At 68.8% G+C, this 26,209-nt stretch carries 25 protein-coding genes; 11 read left to right on the top strand and 14 right to left on the bottom strand.

Going from position 1 to position 26,209, the window contains the following annotated elements:
* Nucleotides 1–7 precede the first annotated feature (7 nt).
* Complete coding sequence (locus ACFQ7F_RS00285) at nucleotides 8–1,021, top strand: aldo/keto reductase (protein WP_383263752.1); 1,014 nt, start codon at nucleotides 8–10, stop codon at nucleotides 1,019–1,021.
* A 50-nt stretch (nucleotides 1,022–1,071) separates the two neighbouring features.
* Here the strand turns inward: ACFQ7F_RS00285 and ACFQ7F_RS00280 are convergent, their stop codons facing one another.
* Nucleotides 1,072–1,932: a sulfurtransferase gene (locus ACFQ7F_RS00280; protein ID WP_383263749.1), complete on the bottom strand. Its 861-nt coding sequence runs from the start codon at nucleotides 1,930–1,932 to the stop codon at nucleotides 1,072–1,074.
* Nucleotides 1,933–2,068: 136 nt separating this feature from the next.
* Between ACFQ7F_RS00280 and ACFQ7F_RS00275 the strand changes: the two genes are divergently transcribed.
* On the top strand, nucleotides 2,069–3,106 hold the full coding sequence (locus tag ACFQ7F_RS00275; protein WP_383263746.1) for an aldo/keto reductase: 1,038 nt from the start codon (nucleotides 2,069–2,071) through the stop codon (nucleotides 3,104–3,106).
* 96 nt (nucleotides 3,107–3,202) lie between these two features.
* On the opposite strand, the gene ACFQ7F_RS00270 is transcribed toward ACFQ7F_RS00275, so the two are convergent.
* Together ACFQ7F_RS00270 and ACFQ7F_RS00265 are read right to left on the bottom strand one after the other, a co-directional pair.
* Nucleotides 3,203–4,516, bottom strand: coding sequence for a cytochrome P450 (locus ACFQ7F_RS00270; RefSeq protein ID WP_383263744.1), 1,314 nt, complete (start codon nucleotides 4,514–4,516; stop codon nucleotides 3,203–3,205).
* Nucleotides 4,517–4,819: 303 nt separating this feature from the next.
* Nucleotides 4,820–5,749, bottom strand: a complete 930-nt coding sequence (locus ACFQ7F_RS00265) for an endo-beta-N-acetylglucosaminidase H (protein ID WP_383263741.1) — start codon at nucleotides 5,747–5,749, stop codon at nucleotides 4,820–4,822.
* A 300-nt stretch (nucleotides 5,750–6,049) separates the two neighbouring features.
* Between ACFQ7F_RS00265 and ACFQ7F_RS00260 the strand changes: the two genes are divergently transcribed.
* Together ACFQ7F_RS00260 and ACFQ7F_RS00255 are read left to right on the top strand one after the other, a co-directional pair.
* A complete protein-coding gene (locus ACFQ7F_RS00260) occupies nucleotides 6,050–7,699 on the top strand; it encodes a hypothetical protein (RefSeq protein ID WP_383263738.1) in 1,650 nt (549 codons plus the stop codon).
* Between the two features lie 153 nt (nucleotides 7,700–7,852).
* Nucleotides 7,853–8,086, top strand: a complete 234-nt coding sequence (locus ACFQ7F_RS00255; RefSeq protein ID WP_383263736.1) for a hypothetical protein — start codon at nucleotides 7,853–7,855, stop codon at nucleotides 8,084–8,086.
* A 197-nt stretch (nucleotides 8,087–8,283) separates the two neighbouring features.
* On the opposite strand, the gene ACFQ7F_RS00250 is transcribed toward ACFQ7F_RS00255, so the two are convergent.
* On the bottom strand, nucleotides 8,284–9,516 hold the full coding sequence (locus ACFQ7F_RS00250; protein WP_383263733.1) for an FAD-dependent monooxygenase: 1,233 nt from the start codon (nucleotides 9,514–9,516) through the stop codon (nucleotides 8,284–8,286).
* Entirely contained in the window at nucleotides 9,513–10,910 is a 1,398-nt protein-coding gene (locus ACFQ7F_RS00245) for an MFS transporter (protein WP_383263730.1), read from the bottom strand. Before ACFQ7F_RS00245 ends, ACFQ7F_RS00250 begins: the two co-directional genes overlap by 4 nt.
* 152 nt (nucleotides 10,911–11,062) lie before the next feature.
* Between ACFQ7F_RS00245 and ACFQ7F_RS00240 the strand changes: the two genes are divergently transcribed.
* The gene (locus ACFQ7F_RS00240; protein ID WP_383263728.1) at nucleotides 11,063–11,695 is read left to right on the top strand and encodes a TetR/AcrR family transcriptional regulator; all 633 of its coding nucleotides are present in this window, start codon (nucleotides 11,063–11,065) and stop codon (nucleotides 11,693–11,695) included.
* A gap of 126 nt (nucleotides 11,696–11,821) precedes the next feature.
* On the opposite strand, the gene ACFQ7F_RS00235 is transcribed toward ACFQ7F_RS00240, so the two are convergent.
* The gene (locus ACFQ7F_RS00235; protein ID WP_383263725.1) at nucleotides 11,822–12,661 is read right to left on the bottom strand and encodes an SDR family oxidoreductase; all 840 of its coding nucleotides are present in this window, start codon (nucleotides 12,659–12,661) and stop codon (nucleotides 11,822–11,824) included.
* 92 nt (nucleotides 12,662–12,753) lie between these two features.
* Here ACFQ7F_RS00235 and ACFQ7F_RS00230 point away from each other — a divergent pair, with 92 nt between their 5' ends.
* Nucleotides 12,754–13,125, top strand: a complete 372-nt coding sequence (locus ACFQ7F_RS00230) for a winged helix-turn-helix transcriptional regulator (protein WP_383263723.1) — start codon at nucleotides 12,754–12,756, stop codon at nucleotides 13,123–13,125.
* Between the two features lie 132 nt (nucleotides 13,126–13,257).
* Here the strand turns inward: ACFQ7F_RS00230 and ACFQ7F_RS00225 are convergent, their stop codons facing one another.
* Complete coding sequence (locus ACFQ7F_RS00225) at nucleotides 13,258–14,412, bottom strand: M20 family metallopeptidase (protein WP_383263720.1); 1,155 nt, start codon at nucleotides 14,410–14,412, stop codon at nucleotides 13,258–13,260.
* Nucleotides 14,413–14,469: 57 nt separating this feature from the next.
* The gene (locus ACFQ7F_RS00220) at nucleotides 14,470–16,020 is read right to left on the bottom strand and encodes an AbgT family transporter (RefSeq protein WP_383263717.1); all 1,551 of its coding nucleotides are present in this window, start codon (nucleotides 16,018–16,020) and stop codon (nucleotides 14,470–14,472) included.
* A gap of 115 nt (nucleotides 16,021–16,135) precedes the next feature.
* Here ACFQ7F_RS00220 and ACFQ7F_RS00215 point away from each other — a divergent pair, with 115 nt between their 5' ends.
* Nucleotides 16,136–17,179 (top strand): Lrp/AsnC family transcriptional regulator, encoded by a 1,044-nt coding sequence (locus tag ACFQ7F_RS00215; protein ID WP_383263714.1) that lies wholly within the window; start codon nucleotides 16,136–16,138, stop codon nucleotides 17,177–17,179.
* A gap of 13 nt (nucleotides 17,180–17,192) precedes the next feature.
* Here ACFQ7F_RS00215 and ACFQ7F_RS00210 read toward each other — a convergent pair whose 3' ends face one another.
* From ACFQ7F_RS00210 to ACFQ7F_RS00190, 5 genes are all read right to left on the bottom strand, one after another.
* Nucleotides 17,193–18,695 carry a peptide MFS transporter gene (locus ACFQ7F_RS00210; RefSeq protein WP_383263711.1) on the bottom strand — a complete coding sequence of 501 codons (1,503 nt, stop codon included), beginning with the start codon at nucleotides 18,693–18,695 and terminating at the stop codon, nucleotides 17,193–17,195.
* Entirely contained in the window at nucleotides 18,692–20,122 is a 1,431-nt protein-coding gene (locus tag ACFQ7F_RS00205; RefSeq protein ID WP_383263709.1) for an NAD(P)/FAD-dependent oxidoreductase, read from the bottom strand. Before ACFQ7F_RS00205 ends, ACFQ7F_RS00210 begins: the two co-directional genes overlap by 4 nt.
* 74 nt (nucleotides 20,123–20,196) lie before the next feature.
* Nucleotides 20,197–20,769, bottom strand: a complete 573-nt coding sequence (locus tag ACFQ7F_RS00200; RefSeq protein ID WP_383263706.1) for a helix-turn-helix domain-containing protein — start codon at nucleotides 20,767–20,769, stop codon at nucleotides 20,197–20,199.
* Between the two features lie 165 nt (nucleotides 20,770–20,934).
* A complete protein-coding gene (locus ACFQ7F_RS00195; RefSeq protein ID WP_383263703.1) occupies nucleotides 20,935–21,516 on the bottom strand; it encodes a TerD family protein in 582 nt (193 codons plus the stop codon).
* Between the two features lie 79 nt (nucleotides 21,517–21,595).
* Complete coding sequence (locus ACFQ7F_RS00190; protein WP_383263700.1) at nucleotides 21,596–22,171, bottom strand: TerD family protein; 576 nt, start codon at nucleotides 22,169–22,171, stop codon at nucleotides 21,596–21,598.
* Nucleotides 22,172–22,317: 146 nt separating this feature from the next.
* On the opposite strand from ACFQ7F_RS00190, the gene ACFQ7F_RS00185 reads away from it, so the two are divergent.
* From ACFQ7F_RS00185 to gdhA, 3 genes are all read left to right on the top strand, one after another.
* The gene (locus ACFQ7F_RS00185) at nucleotides 22,318–22,776 is read left to right on the top strand and encodes a sec-independent translocase (RefSeq protein ID WP_383263697.1); all 459 of its coding nucleotides are present in this window, start codon (nucleotides 22,318–22,320) and stop codon (nucleotides 22,774–22,776) included.
* Between the two features lie 41 nt (nucleotides 22,777–22,817).
* Entirely contained in the window at nucleotides 22,818–23,081 is a 264-nt protein-coding gene (locus ACFQ7F_RS00180; protein WP_383263694.1) for a hypothetical protein, read from the top strand.
* Between the two features lie 228 nt (nucleotides 23,082–23,309).
* Nucleotides 23,310–24,656 carry an NADP-specific glutamate dehydrogenase gene (gene gdhA, locus ACFQ7F_RS00175; protein WP_383263691.1) on the top strand — a complete coding sequence of 449 codons (1,347 nt, stop codon included), beginning with the start codon at nucleotides 23,310–23,312 and terminating at the stop codon, nucleotides 24,654–24,656.
* Between the two features lie 71 nt (nucleotides 24,657–24,727).
* Here gdhA and ACFQ7F_RS00170 read toward each other — a convergent pair whose 3' ends face one another.
* Nucleotides 24,728–25,297: a TetR/AcrR family transcriptional regulator gene (locus ACFQ7F_RS00170; protein ID WP_383263688.1), complete on the bottom strand. Its 570-nt coding sequence runs from the start codon at nucleotides 25,295–25,297 to the stop codon at nucleotides 24,728–24,730.
* A gap of 174 nt (nucleotides 25,298–25,471) precedes the next feature.
* Here ACFQ7F_RS00170 and ACFQ7F_RS00165 point away from each other — a divergent pair, with 174 nt between their 5' ends.
* The gene (locus ACFQ7F_RS00165; protein WP_383263685.1) at nucleotides 25,472–26,209 is read left to right on the top strand and encodes an SDR family oxidoreductase; all 738 of its coding nucleotides are present in this window, start codon (nucleotides 25,472–25,474) and stop codon (nucleotides 26,207–26,209) included.

The following is a 26,209-nucleotide window of genomic DNA, read 5'->3' as shown; positions in this document are numbered from 1 at the left end:
GACAACCGTGCCCCCTGCAACGCAACTCCCCGACGGGCACCGCAAACTCGGCTCGTCGGGCCTCGTCCTGTCCGAGATCGGCATCGGTGCCAGCACCTTCGGCCGGTCGGGCATGCGCGCGGCCGGCCAGGAGGCGGTCACCGCGATCGTCGACCGCGCGATCGACCTCGGCGTCACGTACTTCGACCTCGCCGAGGGCTACGGCGACCGGCCAGGGCAGAGCGAGGAACTGTTCGCCGCCGCTCTCGGCAGCCGCCGCGAACAGGTCGTCATCGGCACCAAGTTCGGCCTGAACCTCAAGCAGGAGCGCGGCGCCGCCTACAGCCGGCCGGGATCCCGCAAGTACATCGTCGCCGCGGTGGAGGAGTCGCTGCGCCGACTGCGCACCGACTACATCGACCTGTACCAGATCCACTTCCCGGACGCCTTCACACCGATCGAGGAAACCCTGTCCGCACTCGACACACTGGTGCGGTCAGGAAAGGTGCGGTACGTCGGCGCGTCCAATTTCAAGGCCTGGCAGATCGTCGACGCGGAACACACCGCCCGCGCGCAAGGACTCTCGCGGTTCGTGTCGTCGACCGATGAATACAGCCTGCTTTGGCGCAAGCCGGAGGAGGAATTGATCCCGGCACTGGATCATCATGGCCTGGGTTTCATTCCGTACTTTCCTCTGCAGAACGGGCTGCTCACCGGAAAGTATTCGGCGGAGCGGGCTCCGGAGAATGCCAAGATAACCAATCTGAAACGCTATCTGCTGCATTCGGCGCCCTGGGCGGAACTGGCGAAGTTCGAGCAGTTCGCGCGCGACCGGGACATCACCCCGAGCGCGGCGGCACTTGGCTGGCTGCTCGCCCAGCCGACGGTCACCAGCGTGATCGCGGGGGTGACCGTGCCCGCGCAGCTCGACGAGAACGTCCAGGCCTCCCGGTGGGTCCCGACGGCCGACGAGGAGGCCGAGTTGCGGGGCCTGTTCACCGGCGACCTTTCGGGCGGCCCCGGTGTGGTCGACCGGGGGTGAGGCGCCCAGCGACGTGGGGGCCGGGGCGCTGCGCTCCCCGGCCCTCGGCGTCAACGCCCTGCGGCCGGAGGCACTCCGGGCCCGGTCGCTGTCGGCCGCGCGGGATCCGTGATCCAGGCGGACCACGAGCCCGGGTAGAGAGCCGCCTCGACTCCCAGCGAGGCGAGCGCCAGCACGGTAGTCGTCGCCGACACCCCGCTGCCGCAGTACGCGCCGATCACACGTCCGTCCAGGTGGGCGGCGTACAGGCTCCTCAACTCCGTGGCTTCGCGCAGCTCTCCCTCAGCGAAGTTGTCCGACCCGGGGATGCTGTACGCGCCCGGGATATGGCCGGTCCCCGTCCGCTGCGCATCGCCGGCGTACGCCTCCGGGGAGCGCGCGTCGATGAGGTGCCCCGCGGCGGCGAGCCGTCCGGCGTCCTCGGCGGTCAGGACGGGAAGCGAACCGGGCCGTACGACGGCCGTGCCCGCGGCCGGGGGCGGCACGTCGGCTTCGAGCGGTCCGCCGAACGCCTGCCAGGCAGCGAGGCCGCCGTTCAGACAGAGCACGTTCTCCACACCGGCCCAGCGGAGAATCCACCAGGCCCGAGCGGCAACAGCGGGGTTCTGCCGGGTGTGGACGACGACGGTGCTGCCGTCGTCCACACCCCAGACGCGCAGCCGTTCCTGCAGATCGCTCGCACGAGGGAGCGGCCCATGCCCGGTGTTTTCTGTGGTCGATCCGACAAGGGCCGCTTCGAACGGTACGTAGTGAGCACCGGGTATGTGTCCCGTCGAGTAGGAAAGCCGAGGCTCACTACCGTCCCCGGCCTCTCTTCCCACCTCAAGGACAACGATCGACGCGCTTTCGCGCAGCACAGCACTGAGCTCACTCGCCGAAATAACGACTTTCCTGACGGAGGCCGGACACATCACTTCTCCCCTTCGCTGATCTTTTCCATGAAGATACATCGCAAGAGGCTTTGTTCTACATATTTTTTATTACACCCTGACGAAATCGCTCAGCGGTGAACACGGGTACGCCCACGACCATGAATGGAAGTTCCGCATGTCAGCCTCCGGCGCCTTCGACGTCCCCCACCAGGCGGCAGCCGACCGCTACGAGAAGCTGGAGTACCGGCGCACCGGAGCCTCCGGCCTCGATCTGCCGGCCCTCTCCTTCGGCCTGTGGCAGAAGTTCGGCACCGACTACCCCTACGACACGCAGCGCGACATCCTGCTGCACGCCTTCGACCTGGGCATCACCCACTTCGACAACGCCAACCGCTACGGTCCCCCGCACCGCGCCGCCGAGAAGACCTTCGGCCAGGTCCTGCGCAAGGACCTCGCCCCCTACCGGGACGAACTGATCCTCTCGACGAAGGCCGGAAACCCCATCGGCCCCAGCCCCTACCAGCGCGGCGGCTCCCGCAAGTCACTGCTGACCTCCCTCGACCACAGCCTGCGCGACCTCGGCACCGACTACGTCGACATCTTCTACAGCCACAGCCCCGACCCCACCACCCCACTTGAGGAGACGGTCGGCGCGCTGGCGAGCGCGGTCACCTCAGGGAAGGCCCTGTACGTGGGCCTCTCCAACTACGCCCCCGAACGGGCCCACGAGGCTGCCGTACTCCTGCGCGAGGCAGGGGTGCCGCTGCTCGTGCACCAGCCGCGCTACTCCCTCTTCGACCGCCGCCCGGAACTGGGCGGCCTGGTCGAACTGGCCGAGAGGGACGGCTTCGGCCTCGTCGTCTACAGCCCTCTCGCACAGGGGCTGCTCACCGACAAGTACCTCACCGGCACGGTCCCCGAGAGCGCGCGGGCGCGGAACAGCACCTTCCTGTCGCCGGACGTCATCGACGACACCTACCGGGAGCGGGCCACGGCGCTGAACGAACTCGCCCGCGAACGCGGCCAGTCCCTGGCCCAGCTCGCCCTGCAATGGGTACTGCGGCTGCCGCAGGTCACCAGCGCTCTCATCGGAGCGAGCTCGACCTGGCAGCTGGATCACAACGTACGGGCCCTGGACTTCCCTCCGTTCACCGAGGAGGAGCTCATCCTGATAGACAAGCACGGCGTCCACGGAACCGCGGTGCAGGTCTGAGCCGGTTGGTACTGGTCAACTCAGCTCACGCGGAGAGCGGCCGGAGCGCGTTCAACGGGCTTCGGCCGCCTCTGTGACGCCACGACCCGCGTCACCCTAGAGGTCCCGTGGCCGCACCGTCATCCGGATCCCGTCCCGTGCCCACAGCACGAACCGTTCCACCGGCGTGACTTCGTGCCCCGGCGCGGGCTGAAAGCGCAGGCGCCTGAGGAGGACGGCCAGGACGAGCTGGGCCTCCACCGTGGCCAAAGCGGCGCCCTCGCAGCTGCGTGGCCCGATCCCGAAGGGGACGTACGCGAGCCGCGCCCGCTTGGCCACCTCCTGCGGCGTGAACCGCTCGGGGTCGAACCGCTCAGGCTCGGGCCAGTGCTCGGGGTTCAGGTGCACCGCCCAGAACGGGTAGAACACCGTCGTCCCGGCCGGGATCTCGTACGGGCCCAGAACCAGGTCCTCGGTCGTCTCGCGTGCGCCGTACGGGCCGGGCGGGAACAGGCGCATCGACTCCTTGAGCACCATGTCCAGATAGGTGAGCCGCCGCAGGTCACCGTAGTCGGGCGTGGCGCGCTCGCCCAAGACCTGGTCCAGTTCGGCGGCGACACGATCGGCCGCGTCGGGATGGCGGCCCAGCAGGTGCAGCGTCCACGAGACGGCGACGCCGGTGGTGTGGTGGGCGGCGAGCAGCGTCACCATCACGGTGTCCCGGATCCGCGCCGGGCTCTCACCGGCCTCGACGAGCGCCCCGATCAGGTCACTGCTGTCAGTGCGGCCGTCCGAGCGGTGCGCCGCCACCACGCGGTCGACCGTCGCGCGCAGATACGCGAGGGCCGCCTCGGCCCGCTCCGCCGAGCGCGGGTCGGCCCGCGGCACCTGATAGAGCCGCCCGAGGTACTCGGTGAGCACCTCCTCGAACGCGGCGACGACACGGTCCGTGTCGGTTTCCGCGCCGCCGAGCGCGAACCCGCAGATCATACGGAGCGACAGCGCGGTCAACTCCTGCTGCAGCTCGACGGGTTCGCCGTCCGCCTGCCCGGCCCAGCGGTCCGCGAGCTCCCGCGCCAGATCGGTGAAGCGCGCGAAGTGCCGCTCGTGAGCCGGGCGTCCGGCGAGGACCGAGAGCAGTAGTCGGCGCCAAGGTGTGTGCTCGTCGGCGGGCAGCACTTGCAGGTTGCCCGCCTCGCACAGCGGGTCCAGGAACGCGAACAGCTTCTCGGGCCGCTTGTCGATGTGCGCCGTGGCCTCGAGAAGCACGGGATCGGCGACCGACACGGCCGTGGCCGCGCCCGGCAGTTGGAAGCGCACGACGGGTCCGTGCACCTCGTGCAGGCGTAACTGGTACCGGTGCAGCCCGCCCGCAGCAGCAACGGCGCTCAGCCCGCCGTCCTCCTGGTGCTCGGGTCCGGGGATGCGCATGACGGTGCCTCCTGTCCCAGGTCCTGCCCTTGAGTCTGTCCGACGGGCCCCTCGACTCGCCCTCGCATCAGCCAGTTTCCCTCGTCTCTACTCCCGCGTACCTCGTTCGGTTGATCGCGTGGGTACGGCCCTTGACGGCCGACGGCCGAGCCGTGCCCAGCTTGTGAAGTCAACGGCCACCACAACGGCCACCCCTCACCGCGCCCCCGACATCGTTGTCGAGAGCGCGGCCCGCACGGAGCGCGGCACTACGGGATGCGGCAAGCCCCGAAGGAGCACCGCGCACTGGGGCGTTCGGTCGCCTTACGGCGTGTAGACGGCGTCACTGCCGTACAGCTCCCTTGTGAACGCGGAGACGTCGGCGCTGCGGTCGGCGCCGTCGAGGTTGTACGTCAGATAGACGCCGTACCCCTCGCTGACGGTGCGGCGGGCGAGGCTGGTGACCGTACTTTGCGAGGTCCGGCCGATCTCGACGGCCGCCGGCGACAGTTTCGACTTGGGCAGTGCGATGCCGGGGACCTGCCAGCTGCCGTAGTACGGATTCCAGGCGTAGTTGAACTTGGACGAGACGTCGACGCCGCCGTAGGAGAGACGCGACGCGGCCGGGCCGATGTTGTAGAGGCTGATGATCTTGTCCGGCATGTTCGCGCGCAGCGCCGTCACCAGGTGCACGAACGAGCCGGCGTTGGGCTGGCCGGTGCCGTTGTTCCCGTACTCGGCGTACTCGTCGTCGAAGTCGATGCCGTCGAGGTCGTACTTGGTGACGGTGTCCGACATCTGTTTCGCGAACGCCGAAGCCGCCTGCTGGGACGGGAAGTTCGCGAAGCCCGCACCCTGGTGGTTGCCGAGCACCGAGAGGACGACCTTGATGCCCTTCTGCTGCAACGGCCTTATCTCCGTGGCGGCGTTGTCGAGGACGCGCTGCACGTTCTCGTTGAAGTGCAGATACGCCGCCTTCTTACTCGTGTCGTAGTTGATGTTCGCGGCGAAGATCACGGCGACGTCGAAGACGTTGCCGCCGCCGTTGGCGAGGGTGTACTTGCCGACGTTCCGCATGCTGTTGTTGTTCACCTCGACGTACGCCACCGAGGTCGGTCCCTGTTTCGCGCGAGCGGGAGCGGGAGCAGGGGCCGCTGCCGCGCCGGTCGTGGCGGTCGTGCCGAAGGTGAGGGCCGCGACGGCCGAGAGCGCGAGTGCGGCCGTCCGCACTCTGCTCCGTACCAGAGTGAACATCGTTGATCGGTCTCCCATCGCATGGGTCGGCGCCCGACCTGTTCGAAAGCGCCGAGTGAGCCCTCCGAGTTTTCCCCTCCCGTGACCGAATCCCAAGAATCGTGCGCAAACTCTTCACGACTCCCACGCACCTCGCGCCACAGCCCGGCACCTGTGCAAGGGAGTTGGTGCGTTCAGATCCACGGTGCAGAGAACGGCCGGAGGTCTGTCTCGACGTTCCGTTCTGCGGAAACTGCACGGCGGTATCCCTGATGATGGGACCGCCCGGGAACGGATCACGCAAAGCGGAGAGGTGCGTACATGGTGGCAGAGGCCGGTACACAGCAGGACGAGCGCGTCGCGGGGCGGGTGTGGACGGTGCGCCTTGACCCCTACGGCCGCCCTTCCGCCGGCGCGGTCAGGCTCTCCTGCTCCCGCCCGGCCTGCGCCGAGCAGCGCTTCCCCGACGGCGCCACCGCGGGGCGCAAGGCCGCGATCGGTCACGTCAACGCACACCTGGCACACATCCGCACGGGCGGCGGGCCGCGCGGCGATGCGTGGTGCGCCTGTCGCGGCGCCGACTGCGCGTGGCACACCCCTGACCCCGAAGCCGGACGCCGGGGCGGGACGCGGCCGCCGGTGGCGGTGAGTTGTGGGGGCCCGATGGTCCTGACCGTGTACGCGGACCGTGCCGGAAGGCTGTGGCGGATCGCGGAGATGTGCGCGCGCTGCGCGGCAGCCATCCCCAACTGCCGGGTCCTCGACACCGCCCCGCCCCCGGCACGCACCGCCCCTGCCGGGCCGGGCCAGGCGTCCAAGACACCGGACGCCGAGCCCACGGGCGGCACGGTCGAGGACGGCGTCGTGGCGATGTTCTCCGACCACGCCCCCCTCTCCCCTGCTGCCGAGACTTCGTCAACCGCCGCCGCACCGGCGTCGGTCCCTCGCGCCCGCGCCGCCTCACCAGGGGCAGCGCCCCGGCGGACGAAGCGGTGGGGGAAGATCGCGCAGCGGATCGTGCCGTACGACCTCGAGCCCGACGTCCTGCGCCTGGAGCTCATCGAGCTCGGGGACTCGTTCCGCGCCTACCAGCAGCGCCCCGAGCCCGACCTTGTCCTTCTCGCCGAGCTCCACGAACGCAAGGCCCGCGCCTTCCGCCTGTGGGCCGACGTGAGCGACGACGGCGCGCTGCGCCACGAGGCCGAGCGTGCCGAGACGGCCGCGCAGACCACCCGCGAGATGCACGCCAACCGCAACGGCCAGTTGGTCGGCGACATGGAGGGCGCCGACGGGCCGGTGGTGGAACGGCTGCTGACCCGGGGCCAGGCCGTGCACGCCCGCACCGTCCTTGACTATGTCGCCGCCCATGCCCCGCACCCCGATGCCGAGGTGCGCCTCGCCGCGCTCATGCTCACCCTGCGGGCCGCCCGCGCCGGCACCGGGAACATCACCGGCCAGGACGTGACCGGCTGGCTCAAGGACGATGCCGAACGCGTCCTTGAGCAGCTGGTCGCCTGCGGCTGGCTCCATCTACCCGACACCGGCACCGTCGCCGACTTGGTGGCCTCCCGGCCCGAGGACGCCACCCCGATCACCGTCCCCGCGCTGCTGCCCGATCGGCCCCGCCCCTTCACCTTCGGCAAGAACAACCGCTCAAGGATCTCCGGCTGGGCCCAGAAGGTCGTGGGCGACCGGAAGCTCCGCAAGAAGAAGGCCACCGCGACCGCCCGGCTCCTTGCCCTGTACACCGCCGCCCACAGCCGCCCCGACGGCCGCCTCGGACGTCCCGATGATGGCGGCGGGCTGCCCTTGGACGAGGTCGCCGCGTTCTGCACCCTGCTCCCCGAACAGGTCGCCGAGCACGCCGAACTGCTGATCGCCGCCGACTGGCTCACCGAAGCCGACATCGCTGAGGGACGGCTGCGCGGGCAGCTCACCGAGCGCGTCCTGCCGCTGAGCGGGCTGCTGTGACAGGACCGCGAGGCATGCTGAACGTTCAGATCAAAATGAATTAAACGGCAACTCATGGAACCGCACCCGAACGGAAGATCGTCTTGATCAAGTGAAGGGCCCCGGTGCGCGGCATCGTTGCACCGGCGGCCGAATTCCGAGGAAAAGAGCCACATGAAGGTCCGCAAGATCGCGTACACGCTGTTCGCCGCAACCACTCTGGCCATGGCCGGGGCCGGAGCGGCCCATGCCGCCGACATCGCGCCGGGCTGGGAGCGGTACGGCGTGTACTCCACCGATGGCGAGTGCCAGGCCAAGTCCGACGAACTCACTGACGCCGGGAAGATCAACGGGGCCGAGTGCTACGCCGAAGGCCGCGGTCACGCCCTGGACGTCCACTACAAGTAGCGAGAAGGCCCGCCCTGGTGCGAACCGACGCCCCGCTACGTTGCGCACCAGGGCGAGAGCCCGCGTCCGGTCGAGGCGGAGGATGCGGCCGCTATCCGCACCGTCGGCCCGGTCCCGTCACGGCTTCGCCATGGACGCCGACGGTCTTAGGTCCTCGACCTGGACGGTACTCATCGGGACGGCCCGCGCCCGTCCAATCACGTTACGGGCGTGAACTCGGGCAGGGTGAGGGCCGAATGGGCCGGTCGGCCCTTCGAGGCGGGCATGGCGCTGAGGTTGCGCAGCATGTCGTTGCGCTGCTCCAGGGCGCGAGCGGTGGTCGGGAACAGTGCGGCATCGCCCTTGCCGACCTGGTCCTGGTTCACGGTCACGAACTCACGGGTGTGGTGTTCGTAGGCGGCGAAGCCCGCGGCGTGGTCCCGGTCGGCCAGGGAACCGGCGAGCATGTACGCGCCGACGAGCGCGAGGCTCGATCCTTGTCCGGTGAGGAACGAGGGTGCGTACGCGGCGTCGCCCACCAGCGCGACCCTGCCCCTTGACCAGCGGGGCATGCGGATCTGGCTGACCGCGTCGAAGAACAGGTCATCCGCGTCGCGCATGGCGGCAAGCATGCCCGGGACCTCCCATCCCGCGTCGGCGAAGACCGCGGAGACCAGGTCCCGTTGGGCTTCCGGATTCCGGAACGCGTCGAACGGCGGTTCCGGGCGGGCGAAGTTCAGGAAGCCGTGCACGTCGTCGGTGCCCCCGACGGCGTAGAGCGCCGCGGCCCTGCCCGGGGTGTTCCACATCATGACCTCGGCACAGAGCCCGAAGGTGTTGCGCAGGGTGAATCCGGCGAAGCAGTAGCCGAGGTATCGGTGGAACTGCTCTTCAGGGCCGAACAGGAACTCGCGGGTACGTGAGTGCAGTCCGTCCGCACCGAACACCATGTCGAACGTACGCCTGCTGCCCCCGCGGAAGGTGACGTCGACCCCGTGGCCCGACTGGTCGAAAGTGTCGATGGAGTCGTCGAACAAAAACTCCACGTCGTCACGGACCGCCGCGTAGAGCGCATCGGTCAGATCACCGCGCCGTACCTCGATGTCCTGTCCCCCGACACCGCCGGTGAGGGTGTGGGGGTTGACCGAGGCCACCTCGCTGCCGTCCCCGTCGAGGAAGGTGAGCCGGCGCAGGTCGATGTGCGCGTCCTTCAGTCGCGGCAGGATTCCCATCCTCCGGACGACCTCGAGTGCCGTGCCGCGCACGTCGATCGGGTAGCCGCCGCCACGGAGTGCGCCCGCCTTCTCGACCACTGTGACCGCGAATCCGTGGCGGTTCAGCCAGAACGCGAGGGCGGGCCCCGCGATGCTCGCCCCGGATATCAGGACCTTGCGCCTCCTCGGCGTGGTGCTGAGTTCCGTGATGTCCGTCAACTGATCAGTGCGGGTCATTCCTTGTCTCCTTTGCTCATGGTGCGGGTGACAAGCAGGGACAGTGCTGTGACGGCACCGGCTATGACGAAGCCGATGACGAAGGCCGATTCGGCCGGGACGTCCGACCCGGAAGGAGTCCCGGCGGTGAGGAGCGCACCGCCGAGCTGCGCGCCCACGGCGAGGCCGACCACGCGCGTCACCAGCGCCAGGCTGGTGGCGATGCCGGTGTCACTTTGATCGACGGAAGTGGCGATGCCCGTCACCATCGCCGTGACGCACAGGCCGTTGGCGAGCGAGATCATCACCTTGCCGACGACGATGTGCCAGACCTCGGCGTGCACGGCCGCCAGGGCGATCAGGGCCACGGTCATGATGACGAGCCCGGTGATGACCACGGCACGCGAACCGAAACGCCGCGCCCCGATCCCGCCGATCGGCCCGGCGAGCGACGCGGCCACGGCGGCGGGCAGCAGGAAGAAGCCGATCTCGGTGGCGCCGGCCCCGAACCCGTACGAACGGGAGGGCACGGCGAGCAGCTGCGGGACGAGATAGACCGCCATCGAGGCACCGACGCAGACCACGAACGTCAGCACACACGCCTTCCATATCGCGGGCCGTACCAGCATGCGCAGATCGATCATCGGCGATGCCGCACGACGCTCGACCGCTATCCATCCGGTCGCGAAGGCGGCCAGAACCACGACGAGGGCGCCGAGGGCGAATGGCTGCGAGGCGACGTCGGGTGCGAGCGCGAGCACGAGCATGAGCGTGATCAGCGTCCCGCTCAGAAGAAGCAGGCCGGGCCAGTCGACGCTTGTGTCATCCGACCGGCCGGGCTTGTCATCCGGCATCAGGCGGTTCAGAAGGATGGTGGCCCCGATGACCACGATCGTCGGCAGCGCGAACATCCAGTGCCGGGAGAGATTTTCCGCCACGGGCCCGGCCGCAAGCGTTCCCGCCATCCCGCCGCCCACGAACAACCCGCTGACCGTCCCGATGGCCACCTTCGACTCCCCCGCGGGGAGGTATTTGCGCACCAGGATGAACGACAGGGGCAGCGCGCCCACCATCGCTCCCTGCAGTATCTGACCGAGCAGCAGCACCGGCAGGTTCGGCGCGAGGGCGGACACCAGACCACCGGCGCAGACCACCGCCATCAGCCGGATCAGGACCCGTTTTCCGCCGTAGCGGTCGCCGAACTTGCCTGCGACCGGCGTGATGAGCGCGCCGGTGATGAGGAGCACGATGCTCAGTAACGCGCCTTCGGCCTGGCTCATGTCCAGATCGCGTTGCAGGAGCGGGAGCGTCGGCGCCACCACCGACTCCAAGGCGCCGGTGGCGAGTGCCAGCATGCCGAGGGCCCAGACAGCGGCCTTCTCGATGCGGACCGGGGGAGCCAGAGTTGCGGTCATGGACGTCCTTCCGTCATTGCCGGGCGAGCGAGGGGGCGGCCGTACGCGTAGCGCTGCCGCCCTGCCGGGACCGGCGCGCACAGCGGCACGCGCCGATTCGATTATTACACTACACCGTGCAGTGTAGGAGGATCGGGCGCTAAGATGTGCGCATGCCGACCACGAAGACACTGCGCGAGGGATCCACACGGAAGCGGGCCGCCATCCTCTCGGCGGCCCAGGAACTGTTCCTCGCCGACGGCTTCGACCGGTCAAGCGTCGACGCGGTCGCCGCCCGGGCCGAGGTGTCCAAGCGGACGGTCTACGACTACTTCGGCGACAAGCAGACGCTGCTGCAAGCAGTCGTCGACGCCGTCGGCCAGTCAATGATCAGCACGATCCGGCGCACCCTCGACGAGACCCTCACCGACCTCACAGAGGACGCCGACCTCGAGGACGCCCTGGTCACGTTCTCGATGCGCATCGCGACCGACATGCTCGGCTCGGCGGAGTACGCAACGCTGCAACGGCTGGTGCGGGCGGAATCCGGCAACCTGCCGCACCGGGGCTACAACTCCATGGCCGACACCCCCGACGAGGCAATCGCCGAGCGGTTCGCCGCCTTCGCCGCGGCCGGGCTCCTCGAGGTCCCCGACCCCCGGCTCGCGGCCGACCAGTTCATCGCCCTTACCTTCGGCGTCGCACTGGACAGGCTCGGTTCCGCGAATGCCACGGAGGACACCCGGGTCCAGCCACTCGTCGTAGAGGGAGTGCGGACTTTTCTCCGGGCATACCGAACCAGGTAGGGCGGCCCGAGGGCCTGCGCGGCCCAGCACTTCGCGCGCCGATGACGGCGGCGGCACCACGCAGACGGGCAGCCTCGTGCCGCCGATGTCGCACGAGGCTGCCCAGGTACTTCAGTTGAGTTGTGCTCAGCGGAAAGCGGCGATGTTGCGGGCGACCCAGCCGCTGAAGGGGCGCGCGGCTCGACCGAGGACTCGTTCCACGTCAGGGCTGATCCGCAGTTCGGCCGGGTTCGGGGCGGAGATGATGTCCAGGGTGTCGTCGGCGAGTTCCGCCGGCACGAACTGCGTCATCGTGGCCTTGGCCTCGTCGCGGGTGAGTTCGTGGAACCGTACGGGCGAGCCGATCGCGGCGGCGATCACCTCAGCCTGCTGACGCGGCGTGATCACCTCCGGTCCGTTCAGTTCGTACACCCCGCCGGTGTGCCGGTCGTCCAGCAGGCAGGCCGCCGCGACCTCGGCGATGTCCGCCGGGTCGATGACCGGCACCCCTACGTCGCCGAAGGGTGCGGCGACCGTCCCTTGCGTGCGGACGGACTCCGCCCAGGCCAAGGCGTTGGAAGCGAAGCCGCCCGGTCGCAGGACGGACCAGTCCATGCCGGACTCCCGCAACGCGTCCTCCACCGCACGCAACGCGACCCGCGTCGGGCCGAGCGGTCTGGTCGCCACGCCCTGCGAAGACAGCAGGACGACCCGGCGGACCCCACTGGCCGCGGCCAGGTCGATGATGTCGGTCGGCCTGGCCCCGGGGGCGTGCAGGTCGCCGGAGAGCAGGAGGAACAGCGCCTTCGCCCCGTCCAACGCGGGCGCGAGGCCCGCCGGATCGGCCAGGTCGGCCGCTACATGCCGGACTCCGTCAGGCATCGCCACCGCGTGCCGCGACACCGCCGTCACCTGCTCGCCCGCCTCGGCCAGGGCCTGCGTCAAAGGCCGGCCCACATTTCCGGTAGCCCCGGTCACCACGATCATGTTCAGCTCCTAGTCCGTTATGCACTGCGGGAATTGACGCTAGGAGCCGGGCTTACTTTCCGTAAGAACATACCCAGAGGTAAGCTCCGGACATGAACGAAGGCGCGCAGCTGACGCAGGCCGAGACGGGCCCTCGGTATGACGTGTTTCACACCGACTGCCCCGCGCGCGATGTGGTCGACCACGTGACCAGCAGGTGGGGTATCTGGGTGCTGATCTCCTTGCGGAGCAACGACCTTCGGTTCTACGAGCTGCGCGACAGCATCCGGGGCATCAGCGAGAAGATGCTCGCTCAGACCCTGCGCGCGCTGGTCAAGGACGGCCTGATCTGGCGAGAGGTAGAGCCGACGACGCCGCCCCAAGTCACCTACGGACTCACTGAGTTCGGTCAGGAAATCGGCGAGCCGCTGACGGACCTGTTCGACCGGATCACCCAGGGGCTACCGCCGCGCAGCCCGGGATAGTGCGGAAGTGGTCGGCCTGGAAGGCCGTTCCAGCGTGACCTGGGCGAGCGGCGGGGCAGGTGGCTGAGCACTTGCCCCGCCTTCGGCCGTGTGTGTGGGGGGGCTCCGTGGGCTCCTTGACACACGTAGGCGTCAAACGGCTGCGCCGGCCATCCGGTTCAGGAGACCCGCCACGAGCGCGACCCGGTCGGGAATGTCGTCGACGATCACGTGCTCGTGGCGGGCGTGCGGGCCCGCTCCGCTGCAGCCGAGACCGTCCAGGACCGGCACGCCGAGCGCGGCGATGAAGTTCGCGTCGCTGCCACCGCCGACACTGATCGGCTCGAGGGGCCCGCGCAGCTCGGTGGCGACCTCGTCGGCCAGGCCGAACAGGGCCTCGCTCGCCGGGGTCAGGCGCATCGCCGGGCGGTTCCACTCCCCGCCGACCTGCACGTCGACGCGCGGATCGCTCGGCCGGAGCGCGGCCAGGACCTCGTCGACGCGGTCGGCTTCGTCCTGCCGGGTGACGCGTACGTCGACGAGGCAGTGCGCGCGGCCCGCGACGACGTTACGGGCGGTGCCGCCGTCGAAGGTGCCGATGTTGATCGTGGTCCCGGCGTCGGGGTCCTGAGCCGCGGCGAGTTGGGTGACCAGTTCGGCGAGCGCGTGGACCGCGCTCGCGCCGGCCGCGGGTTCGTTTCCGGCGTGGGACTCGATGCCGGTGGTGGTGATGCTGAAGGTGCCGACGCCCTTGCGTTCGGTCTTGATGTCCCAGCCGATGCCGGGTTCGAGTACCAGCGCCGCCGCGCAATCGCGCGCCGCGTCTTCGATGAAGGGGCGCGACTTCGGGCTGCCGAGCTCCTCGTCACCGGTGAACACGAACGTCACCGTCGGGTGGGGCAGACCGAGGTCGCGCAGGGCCCGCAGCGCCCAGACTCCATTGACGAGCCCGGCCTTCATGTCGTAGACACCCGGCCCCCTGGCTGCCCCGTTGTCCACGGTGAAGGGCCACTCGGCCAGCGTGCCCGCAGGCCACACCGTGTCGTAGTGGCAGATCAGGAGCACCGGCTTCCCTGAGGTGCCGGGGTAGGTCGCCGTCAGGACGTCACCGTGCTCCGCCTGCTCGTGGCGGATCCATTCGGCCGGCGGGCCGAGCCGGTCCTCCACCCAGGACCTGATCGAGGCGGCGGCGGTGTCCAGCAACGCCTTGTCGGTGCTGGGCGTTTCGAGGTCGACGAGCGCCGACAGATCGGCGAGCAGGTCGTCGAGGTGGGTTCGGGTCCAGGTGGACAGCGGCTTCGCGGACAAGGGGGTGCGCCAATCTGTGTGTGGGGTCAGGGATGCATCGGGCTGTGGGGTGCGGGATTATCGGACGGGGACGCCGGGGCCGAGCGGGATGCCGAGCGCGTACCAGGCGAGGAACATCGCCAGCCATACGACGAGGTTGACCACGGCGAGCGGCAGGACCAGGGACATCAGCGTGCCGATCCCCGCGGACGGCCGGTAGCGGCGGATGAACCCCAGCGCGATGACGAAGTACGGGCTCATCGGGCTGAGACTGTTGGTGGGCGCGTCGGCGATACGGAACAGCGCCTGGGTGGTCTCCGGCCGGATGCTCAGGAGCATCAGCATCGGCACCAGGACCGGTGCGACAAGGGACCACATCGCCGAGCCGCTGGTGAGGAACAGGTTGAGCAGGCTGACGAGCAGCACCGCGCCGACGAAGATCACCACGGGTTGCGCGCCGAGCGAGTCGAGCACCTTGGCGCCGGAGATCGCGATGACCTGCCCGATGTTGGTCCACTTGAAGTAGCCGAGGAACTGCGAGACGGCGAAGAACAGCACGAGGACCGGGACCAGTTCGCGCAAACCTCGTCCCATCAGGTCCGGGATGTCCTGCGCGGCGGTGATGGTGCGTACGGTCAGCCCGTACACGGTGCCGATGATCATGAAGAAGACCATGAGCACCACGGCGACGTTGTCGAGCAGCGGCGATTCCACGATGGAACCGCCTTCTCCGCGCAGGGGCGAGCCGGTGGGCAGCATCGCGAGGATCACCGCGGCCACGTACAGCGCTCCGGCGGCGATCGCCCGGCGTACGCCCTTGCGCTCGTCGTCGGACAGGGTCATGTCGGGCAGCTCGTCGACGTCGGTCAGCTCCGGCTCGGCGGCGTTCATCGCGGCGACCCGGCGCGCTACGACGGCTTCGGTGACGATCGTGATCACGACCGCGAGCACCAGGCAGGACACCGCGGAGAAGTACCAGTTCGACACCGGGGTGACCGAGTAGGACGGGTCGATGGTGTGCGCCGCCGAAGTGGTCAGGCCTGCGAAGATCGCGTCGGACCCTTCGATCACCGGGCTGACGCTGCTCGCGCCGCCCACAGCCACGTACGACACGACTGCGCCGATGATCGGGCTGCGGCCCACCGCGCGGAACGCGATCATGCCGAGCGGGATCATCACCACGAACGCGGCGTCTCCGGCCACGTGGGAGAACATGCTGGTCAGCGCCACGGCGAAGGTCACCAGTTTGGCCGGGACCCGGGCGAGCGCGGCGCGCATCAGTGCGGGGAGCAGACCCGTGCCGTCCGCGATCGCGACGCCGAGCATGACCACGACGATCAGCCCAAGCGGCGGGAAGTTCACGAAGTTCGTGATCAGGTCGCCGAGGACCATCTCCACACCGGCGTCGGACACGATGCTCTTGACGCCGATGACCTTGTCGTCGGCAGGTGAGACCACCGAGACATCGAGCGTGGCGAGCAGCCAGCTCGCCACCACGATCATCCCGCTCAGGATCACGAACAGCCAGAACGGGTGCGGCAGTTTGTTCCCCGCCCGGTCCACGAAGTCCAGCACACGCAGGATCACGGTCGTCGGCGAACGCCGTCGTTTCGTCGTCACCTCGGTCATGAGAGCCTCCCGCTGCTGATCAGTGGCGTTATGGCTCGCCATAAGACAGCGTCACGCTGATTTGTGTCAAGCATCAAATGTCTAACGACAGAATCGTTCTGTGTAGGCTGTGTGCATGCAAGAGATGGAGCATGGGCTCGATGACGCGGACCTCGATCTGGTGGCTGCGCTGCAGATCGCGCCCCGAACGCCGCTGAACACGGTCGCCGACATCCTGGGCACCTCGGCCAGTACGGCGGGGCGGCGCATCCAGCGGCTGCAGCAGGTCGGGCTCCTGCGCTTCATCGGCACCGTGCACTGGTCGCTCCTCACCACCGGCAACCCCTACGTGGTGTGGATCAAGTGCCGACCCGGCGCCACTGTCGACGTCGCGGCGGCCATTCAGCAGGTGCCGCAGGCCCAGTCGCTCATCACCACCACCGGCGACTCGGACATCTACTGCACGCTCTATCCCCTGCCCGGCACGGACACGCGCCGTCTGCTGACCCGGACGCTGCCGGAGATCCCCGGCATCGCGTCCATCCAGTCGCACCTGGTACTGCGCTCTGCCCGCGAAGCGTTCACCTGGCGGCTCGACCGGCTCACCGCCCGGCAGTCGGACGAGCTGCGCCAGCAGGCCGACGCCCTCCCCGATGCGGCCCCCAGCAGCGTCGGGCCGCTCAACGAGATCGAGTTCCGGACGCTCCAGCTGCTGATCGAGGACAGTCGGATCTCCGCGGCGCAGGTCGCCCGCGAACTCGACGTCAGCCGGTCCACCGCCTACCGGACGATCCAGTCGCTCCTGGAATCAGGTGCCGTCCGCCCTCGCGTGGAGATCGAACCGGCCGTCCTCGGGTTCCCGATCACCGCGCTGTTCACCCTCGACGTCCAGCCGCGGCACATCCCCGCCGTGCTTGCCGCACTCGGTGAGCACTCCTGCGCGCGGTTCACCGTCATGACCGCAGGGCCTGCCTCGATCCTCCACCACGGCGTCTTCACCGACGAGGACCACCTGTCCAGGTTCGTCACCGACGACCTCGGCGCGCTCCCCGGCCTCAACGGCCTGAACACCCTGATCGCTCTGTCCGTACTGCGCCGCCAGTGGATCGACCGCGACGACGATCTCGTACTGGGACACAGGGCCCACGACATCCTGTCGCCGAACCACCACGCCCGATGACGGGGTTCAGTTCTCAGGCGAGTCCCGCGTGCAGCAGACGTTGCAGCGGCTTGCGGGTGGCGAGCAGGGTCAGGCCGATGCCGATGCCGATCACAGCGGTGATCGTGAAGTAGGAGGCGTTGTCGATCGCGGTGAACAGCTGGCCGAGCAGGCCAGCGAGCGACGAACCCAGCGCGAGGGTGAGGAAGTTGAGGCCGACCATCTGGGAACGGAATGCCTCCGGGCCGATCCGCGTGGCCAAGGACAGGCCGATGGGCCCGACGAAGACCTCCGAGGAACCGGCCGCCATCATGAAGACCAGGATGAGGAACAGCGGGATCTCCGCGTTCCCGGTGGCTTCGGACAGGACGAGCAGGAACAGGTAGGCGCAGCCGATCTGGACCAGGCCGACGGCGACCTTGGTGACCGGTCCCGGCTGGCGCTCCCCCAGGCGGCTCCACATTCTGGCGATGAGTGGCGTGATGAGTACCGCGGCGAGCGGACTCACGGTCGTGATCCAGGCGACGGGGAAGGTCCAGCCGCCGATGTGCAGGTCGATGCGCTCGGTGATGAGGATCGAGATCGCCGTGAACTTCTGGAAGAGGAAGCCGAAGTACACACCGGAGGCCAGGAACAGCGGCAGGTAGCCGAGGATGCGCCGACGTTCGTCACGCGTGACCGTCTTGGACGTGGTCATGGTCAAGAAGTACGTGGCAGCGGCCACCAGCGCTGAGACGGTCACGACCGTGGACAGGTTCTCCGCCCGCAGCAGCCCGGCGGCAACGGCGGCGCCCACGACAAGGAGGAACCCCAGGGCGCCCACGGCCAGCAACGGCCGACGCCTCGCCGGGAGAGGGTTGTTGACGATGCGGGCCCGCTCGGGGAGGTGCCTCATCGACACCACGTACTGCACGAGCGCGCCGGTCATGCCGATCGCGGCGAGCCCGAAGCCGTAGTGGAAGCCGAGTTCGTTCTGGGCGAGGCCGGTGGTGAGCGGGCCGAGGACCGCACCGATGTTGATGGCCATGTAGAAGTACGAGAACCCGGCGTCCCGGTACCGCTCGTCCGGATTCTGGTCCAGGACGAAGCCCACGATCGAGGTGATGTTCGTCTTCAGCGCACCGGTGCCGAGGACGATGCACACCAGTCCGGCACCCAGGCCCGCGAGGCCCGGCGCGAAGGCAAGCACCACATGTCCGGCGGTGATGACCGCGGCGCCGTACAGGACCATGTTCCGCGGGCTTGCCAGGCGCTCCCCCATCCAGGCGCCGAGGAGCTGTGACAGATACACCGCGCCGCCGTACGCGCCGACGATGCCCGAAGCCACGGCCGGATCGAGGGCCAGGCCACCGTCCGCCACCTCGTACAGCAGGTAGAAGGAGAGGATGCCCTGCAGACCGTAGAACGAGTAGCGCTCCCACAACTCGGTGAAGGCCATGCTCCACAGGCCGCGCCGGAGGGAACGCCCGTTCGCGTCGGCCGAGGTCGGGTCGGTGCCGTCGCGGCGAGCCGTGGACGGTGCGGGGGTGCCCGTCATTCGCTGAGTCCTGCAAGGCGGGAGCCGACGCGGGCGATGAGCGAGGTGTTCTGGGAGTGCCGCTTCTCTTCCCAGCGGTCGGCGACGCCGAAGAGCCGGTACATGGCGTGCACGCCGACCCAGCGCAGGGGTTCGGGTTCCCAGCGGCCGGAGTCGTGGTCGTTCCAGGGCAGCCGGGTCAGGTCGGTGTCGCGCCCCTCGGCGCGGTCGAGGAGGGTGCGTGCCGCGAGCTGTGTGGCGGTGACGCCGTGGCCGGCGAAGCCGCGGACCACACCGATCCGCGTTGCGGGGTCGAAGGTGACACCGGCACACCAGTCGCGGGTCACACCGATGGCGCCCCGCCAGGCGTGCTCGACGGTGAACCGCACATCGGGGAAGAAGAGTTGGAGCCGCTCGCTGAGGGTCCGCACGGTGCGGTCGTCCACGCGCCCCTGACCGGGGGTGCCGGAGTTGAAGGCATAGGGGGTTCCGCGCCCGCCGATGGCGATGCGGCCGTCCTCGGTGCGCTGTGCGTAGACGAAGGTGTGGGCCGCGTCGCCCAGGCATTCCCGGCCCTGCCAGCCGATCTGTTCCCACACGTGGTCGGGGAGCTGGTTGGTGACGACCATCGAGGAGTTGACCGGGATGACCTCGCGGGCGCCGAGAGCGCGGACGTCGCTGTCGACCTGTCCCGAATAGGCTTCCAGGCACGTGAAGATCGTTGTGCCGCGCACGGTGCCGCGTGACGTGGTGACGGCTCCGGGCGCGATACGGGTGGCCCTGGTGTGCTCCAGGATGCGTACGCCCTTGGCGGTCACGACATCGGCGAGGCCGTGGACGAGCTTGGCCGGGTCGACGCGTGCCGTGGTGCGGGTGAGCAGGCCGCCGAGCGCCGGGCGAACGGCGATCCGCTTGTTGACGGCGTCGGCGTCGAGGATTTCGAGGTCTTCGGCGCGGTAGCCGTTCGCCAGGTCTGCGGCGTGGGTGAGTTCGAGGCGCTTCATCGCCGCGGGGGTGGTGGCCACGCGCAGGTGTCCGCCGCGCTGCTGGTCCGCCTGGATCCCCTCGTTCTCGAGGATGCCGAGGGTGTCGTCGACGGCGGCGTCCATCGCACGCTGAAAGGAGACGACGGCGGCGGCACCGTCCTGACCCCGTTTGCGCGCGGCCTTCGCGTATACGGCCCGGTTGCCCGGGATGAGCGGGGAGAGCCAGCCGCCGTTGCGCCCCGAGGCCCCATGACCGACCTCTTCCGCCTCCAGGACGGTGATCTTCGCTGTGGGGTGTTCCAAGGCGGCGTGGTAGGCGGCCCAGAGTCCGGTCAGACCGCCGCCGACGATGACGAAGTCCTGTGTCTCGTCGGGTAGTTGAGCTTCGCGTTCAGACGGGGCGCCCGGAGTCCGGGAGGCTCTCATCCAGTGCGATATCTCGCCGTTGCGGTAGGCGGTCATCCGTGGCTCCTTGGGCATGCGGTGGTGCGGCGTTGCGGCGGCGCGAGTTCGTCAGGTCGGATCAGCGCGTGCGCTCAGTAGGTGGGAGGCGCCATGGTCCACAGCACTCTGGCTTCGTCCGTACCCGTTGCCTCAGCGACCCGGTGGGGGTCGCTGCTGTGGTAGTGGATCGAGTCGAGGGCGGAGAGCCTGTGACTCTGACCCCGCACCCAGACGTCCACCTCGCCGGTCAGCACCAGGAGCAACTCCTCGGAACTGCCGTGGGTGTAGGGATCGACTCCGGTGGAGCCTCCTGGCGTGAAGTGGCCGAGGAGCACTTCCAGGTGGTCGAAGGATCCGGGGGTGAGCTTGATCTTCGTGGCGCCGTCTCCGAACGACATGCCGTGGGTGTCACGGAACCGCAGGACGGGGCCGCCCGCGCTCTCCCCGTGGTCGAACAGGTCACCGACGTTCAGCTTCAGGACCTCGCACAACCGCTGCAGGGTGCGCACGCTCGCGTTGGCCTGATCGCGCTCGACCTGGGAGAGATGCCCCTCGGTGAGTCCGCTCTGCTCGGCCACTTCCTTGAGCGTCAGATGCAGGGCCTTTCTACGGCGGCGCAACCGCGCGCCGACCTCGGCCGGAGAACTGGAGTGGTCTTTCGCCATGGCCGGAAACGTAGCAACGATGCACCGCTGTCACAATGGTCTATCGCAGAATCACATTTTTCTTTGATGGACGGTGAGCATGCCGCCACCATCAGGCCGCCTGCCGCCCGGCCGCCGGGGTTCCACGGCACGAAAACACCCGGCGGCTCACCGCACACCGGCGATTTACAGGTGGCGGCTGATCGCGGGCATCAGGTCCTGGAAGGTGCGACCGGTCGCCGGCTCGCCGATTGCCGTCAACCGCCAGCCACCGTCGGCCCGTTGAACCTTCGCCATGATCTGCGCGGTGTGGCTGCCACCACCGGCGAGCGTGTAGCGGGCGAGCTCCTGGCCCGTCGCCTCGTCCAGCAGACGGCAGTAGGCGCTGCTCACCTCGGCGAAGGTCTGGCCCGTGAAGGAGTTCACGGTGAAGACGATCTGGTCCACCTGCGAGGGAACGTGCTGAAGGTCCACGGCGATGGATTCGTCGTCGCCCTGACCACTGCCGCCGACCAGGTTGTCGCCGCTGTGCCGCACGGACCCGTCGTTGCTGACCAGGTGACGGAAGAAGACGACGTCGGCGTAACTCTGCCCGGCGAAGAGCACGGCCGACGCGTCGAGATCGATCTCTCGGGAGCCGGTCAGCTTGGCGAGGAACCCCTTGCGGGGTGCGGCCTGCCAGCCCAGGCCCATGCGGACGACGGTGAGCGCGGGGCCCTCGGACTTGCTCAGACTGATCTGCTGGCCCTTGGCCAGGTTCACGGACATGTGAGTGTCTTCTCCTTAATGCGGCAGTACGGCAGTACAGCAGTACGGTCGCGCGGGGCAGGGACAGGGCAGGGACGGGTCAGACGTTCACTCCGAAGTCGGACGCGATACCCGCGAGCCCCGACGCGTAGCCCTGACCGACGGCACGGAACTTCCACTCTCCCCCGTGGCGGTAGAGCTCACCGAAGACCATCGCGGTCTCGGTGGAGGCGTCCTCGGACAGGTCGTAGCGAGCGATCTCGGCACCGCCCGCCTGGTTCACCACGCGGATGAAGGCATTGCTGACCTGCCCGAAGCTCTGCCCGCGCGACTCGGCGTCGTGGATCGACACCGGGAAGACGATCTTTTCGACCTCGGCAGGCACAGCGGCGAGGTTCACCTTGACGCTCTCGTCGTCGCCCTCGCCCTCACCGGTGAGGTTGTCACCGGTGTGCTCGACCGAGCCGTCAGGGCTGGTGAGGTTGTTGTAGAAGACGAAATGCCGGTCCGACACGACCTTGCCGGACCCGTCGCACAGCAGGGCGGACGCGTCGAGGTCATGGTCGACACCCGTAGTCGTACGCACGTCCCAGCCCAGGCCGATCAGCACCGCGGTCAGTCCCGGCGCCTCCTTGCTCAGTGACACGTTGCCGCCCTTGGCCAGGGAAACTCCCACTGCAATTACCTCCATCGTTCGAGCCGTTGTGCACGGCGTGTTCTTACCCGGGACAACGTCGCCGGAGCAGCAATGGTTCCATGGTTGCGCAATAGATAAAGTATGGGTGGCGATGGCACGCCACACCGTGAGGCAAGGAGTGCCGGATGTTCGCGGACGTGGGGCCCATGGAGCTGATCACGATCGCGGTGATCGGCGTGCTGCTGTTCGGGCCGGACAAGCTGCCGGAGTTTCTGCAGAACGCGGCGCGCACGGTGCGTAAGATCCGCGCGTTCTCCGAGAGCGCGCAGGACGAGATCCGCTCCGAACTCGGCCCGGAGTTCCAGGACTTCGACGCCCGGGATCTGCATCCGAAGACGTTCGTGCGCAAGCATGTGCTGAACGGCGGAGGCGACCTCGGTCGCGAGCTCACCGACATCCGGGACGCGCTCGATCCCCGACGCGAACTGGCCGCCACCGCCGACGCCCTGCGGGGCGCCGCCACCGCAGTCACCGCCCAACCGGCCCGCAGCGCCGACGCCACCCCGCCGCCCGACGTCAACCTGTCGAAGCCCACAGCGGCATCCGGGGGCCCGCACGCCGCCTTCGACCCTGACGCCACCTGACCGCGCGCCGCCCCGCATCACATCAACTCAAGGATTGCGCAATGCTGAAAGCTACGTCCGTGAACATCCATGGCCAGGCAGATGGCCAGGCAGTCCGCGAACTCGCCCTCCTCCAGGGCGGACCCGCCCATGGACTGCGCCTGCACGTCACGGACAGACCGCCGGTGGTGCAGGTCACCCGGCCGTGCGACGTGGAGGAGGACGGGCCGGACGGCCTGCGGGCCGAAGCGCTGTACGTGTACCGGCGCGACCTGCGCGTGCAGGACGAACCGCTGCACTACGGGTTCGACGGGGCGAGCCCGTGAAGGCGTGAACGTCCGGACCTCACCAGACGGTATCGGCATCGGCATCGGCATCGGTCCCGGTCGCCACCACAGTCACCACCGAATCGCAGTCTTTGTGCCGAATCCGTGCCGTGTGCGACTTCACACGCCTCACCGGCGCACCCGTCGCCGCATCCGTGCTGAACTGCCAGCCGTCCAGTGTCTTTGTGGCCGACGCCCGACACGAAACAGAGAAGGCGAGAAGCGTCCATGAATGTCAGCGCGCACATCGAGGCCGTCCACGCGCAGGTCCGCCGCCGCGATCCCGGAGAGGCGGAGTTCCACCAGGCGGTCACCGAGGTCCTCTCCTCCCTCACGCCCGCCCTTGAACGGCATCCGGAGTACGTGGAGACGGGGATCGTCGAGCGACTGTGCGAGCCCGAGCGGCAGTTGGCCTTCCGGGTTCCGTGGGTCGATGACCACGGTGACGTGCGGGTCAACCGCGGCTTCCGGATCGAGTTCAGCAGCGCGCTCGGCCCGTACAAGGGCGGCCTGCGGTTCCACCCGAGCGTCAACCTGGGCATCGTGAAGTTCCTCGGGTTCGAGCAGATCTTCAAGAACGCGCTGACCGGCATGTCCATCGGCGGCGGCAAGGGGGGCGCGGACTTCGACCCCCGCGGGCGCTCCGACGGCGAGGTGATGCGGTTCTGCCAGTCCTTCATGACCGAACTCCACCGCCACGTGGGCGAGCGGACCGACGTGCCGGCCGGCGACATCGGTGTGGGCGCCCGTGAGATCGGCTATCTCTTCGGCCAGTACAAGCGCATCACCAACCGCTTCGAGGCGGGCGTCCTGACCGGAAAGCCGGTGGCCTGGGGAGGTTCGCACGCCCGCACCGAAGCCACCGGCTACGGAACGGTCTACTTCGCCCAGGAGATGCTCGCCACCCGCGGCCACGACTTCGAGGGGCGCCGGGTAGTGGTCTCGGGCTCCGGGAACGTCGCCCTCTACGCCATCGAGAAGGTGCACGCCCTTGGCGGTCTCGTCGTGGCCTGCTCCGACTCCTCGGGCTACATCGTCGATGAGGACGGCATCGACCTGGAACTCCTCAAGGAGATCAAGGAGGTACGTCGCGCCCGCCTGTCCGCCTACGCCGAGGCGAAGCCGACCGCGCGTTTCTCGGCCCGGGGCACCGTGTACGACCTGCGCTGCGACATCGCCCTGCCGTGCGCCACCCAGAACGAGCTGGGCCGCGAGGACGCCGTCGCGCTGATCAAGAACGGGGTGCTCGCCGTCGCCGAGGGCGCGAACATGCCGTGCACGCCCGAGGCGGTCCAGCTGTTCCACGAGGCCGGAGTCCTTTTCGGCCCGGGCAAGGCGGCCAACGCGGGCGGCGTCGCCACCTCGGCACTTGAGATGCAGCAGAACGCGGCGCGGGACCAGTGGGCGTTCGAGGAGACGGAGAGCCGTCTCGCCGCCGTCATGCGCAACGTACATGCCCAGTGCCGCCAGACCGCCGAGGAGTACAGCGGGACACCGGACGACTACGTGCTCGGCTCCAACATCGCGGGCTTCCTGCGGGTCGCGGACGCCATGTCGGCCCAGGGCATCGTCTAGATCGTCACCATGCAGGGGCGGCCGGTCCCGTGGTGGAACGGGACCGGCCATCGCTTCGGGGCAGCGGATGGTCAGGAGGTCTTCAGGCCGTCCAGGGTGAGGTCGAGCAGGCGTTCTGCTTGCGGCCGTTGTTCGGGGCTCCCCGAGGTGAGGGCGATACCTTCGAGAGCCGCGCTGATGTCGGTGGGGCTGATGTCGGTGCGGATCACCCCGGCGGCCGCGCACGCGTCCATGAGGGTGCTCAGGGCCGCCCGGATCATTTCCCGGCTGTGACCGTACGGGTTGCCACCCGTCGCGGCGATGGCGCGCAGGGCGTCGATCATGCCGTACTTGGCCGTCACGTAGTCGAGGAAGAGACGCGTCCAGGCACGCAGGGCCTCAAGGGGCGGCTCCGTCGCCAGCAGGGTGGGAGCCGCGTCGCACAGCTGGGCCACCTCGTTGCGGTAGACGGCCTCGACCAGCGCTTCGCGGGTGGGGAAGTTGCGGTACAGCGTGGCACTGCCCACCCCCGCCTCTTTGGCGATGCGCTCCAAGTGGGCGTCGAGCCCCTCCCCTGCGAACACGCGCACCGCCGCAGTGAGGATCTTCTCCCGGTTGCGCCGTGCGTCGGCCCTCAGCGGTCGTTGCGCCTCCTCGGCCATCAGCGCTTGCCTCCCCTTCTCGGACTCTCCGGCCTGCTCTTCTCAGCCTCTCCGGCTTGCTAAACGGAGGCGTGCCCACTTATCGTTCAACACTAAGTGGAGGCACCCCCAGTTTCACTTTAGGTCATCAAACAGGCCTGCGCACATCCCTCGCGCCTCCCGGAAGGACTGGTCATGTCAGGCATCAAGGGCAAAGTCATCGCACTCACGGGCGCCAGCAGCGGCATCGGAGAGGCCACGGCGATCCACCTCGCCGGAAAAGGAGCCCACCTGGTACTCGGAGCCCGGCGGGAGGACCGGCTGAACGCGGTGGTGGATCGCATCACGGAACAGGGCGGCTCGGCCGTCGGGGTCGTCGTCGATGTCACGCGCCGCGAAGACCTCAAGCACCTGACCGATGCGGCGGTCGACCGCTTCGGGCGGCTCGATGTCCTGGTCTCCAACGCCGGCACCATGGCGGTCTCGCCCTTCGACGAGTTGCGCCAGGACGACTGGGACTCCATGGTCGCCACCCACATCACGGGCCTCCTGAACGGCATCGGGGCGGCGCTGCCCGTCTTCCGGCAGCAGCGCTCCGGGCAGTTCGTCAATGTCGCCTCCACCGCGGCCTATGTCGTGAAGTCCCCCCAGGCCGTCTACGCGGCCACCAAGACGGCGGTGAAGGTGCTGACCGAAGGGCTGCGACAGGAGTCAGGACCCGACTTGCGCGTCACCCTCGTCTCGCCGGGCTTCACCAACACGGAGGGTGTGGGCAAGGGTGGGAGCCCCGAAGCCGCAGCGGCACTGATCAAGCAGCGCGACGAGATCGCCATGCCGCCCTCCGCCATCGCCTCCGCCATCGGTTATGCGATCGAGCAGCCCGATGGCGTCGACGTCAGCGAGATCGTCGTCCGTCCCACGGCGCAGGCCTGA

The sequence above is a fragment of the Streptomyces sp. NPDC056486 genome (assembly GCF_042795295.1).
GTDB lineage: Bacteria > Actinomycetota > Actinomycetes > Streptomycetales > Streptomycetaceae > Streptomyces.
The sequence above is the reverse complement of the archived record's forward strand: the minus strand, read 5'-3'. Positions and strand labels throughout refer to the sequence as shown.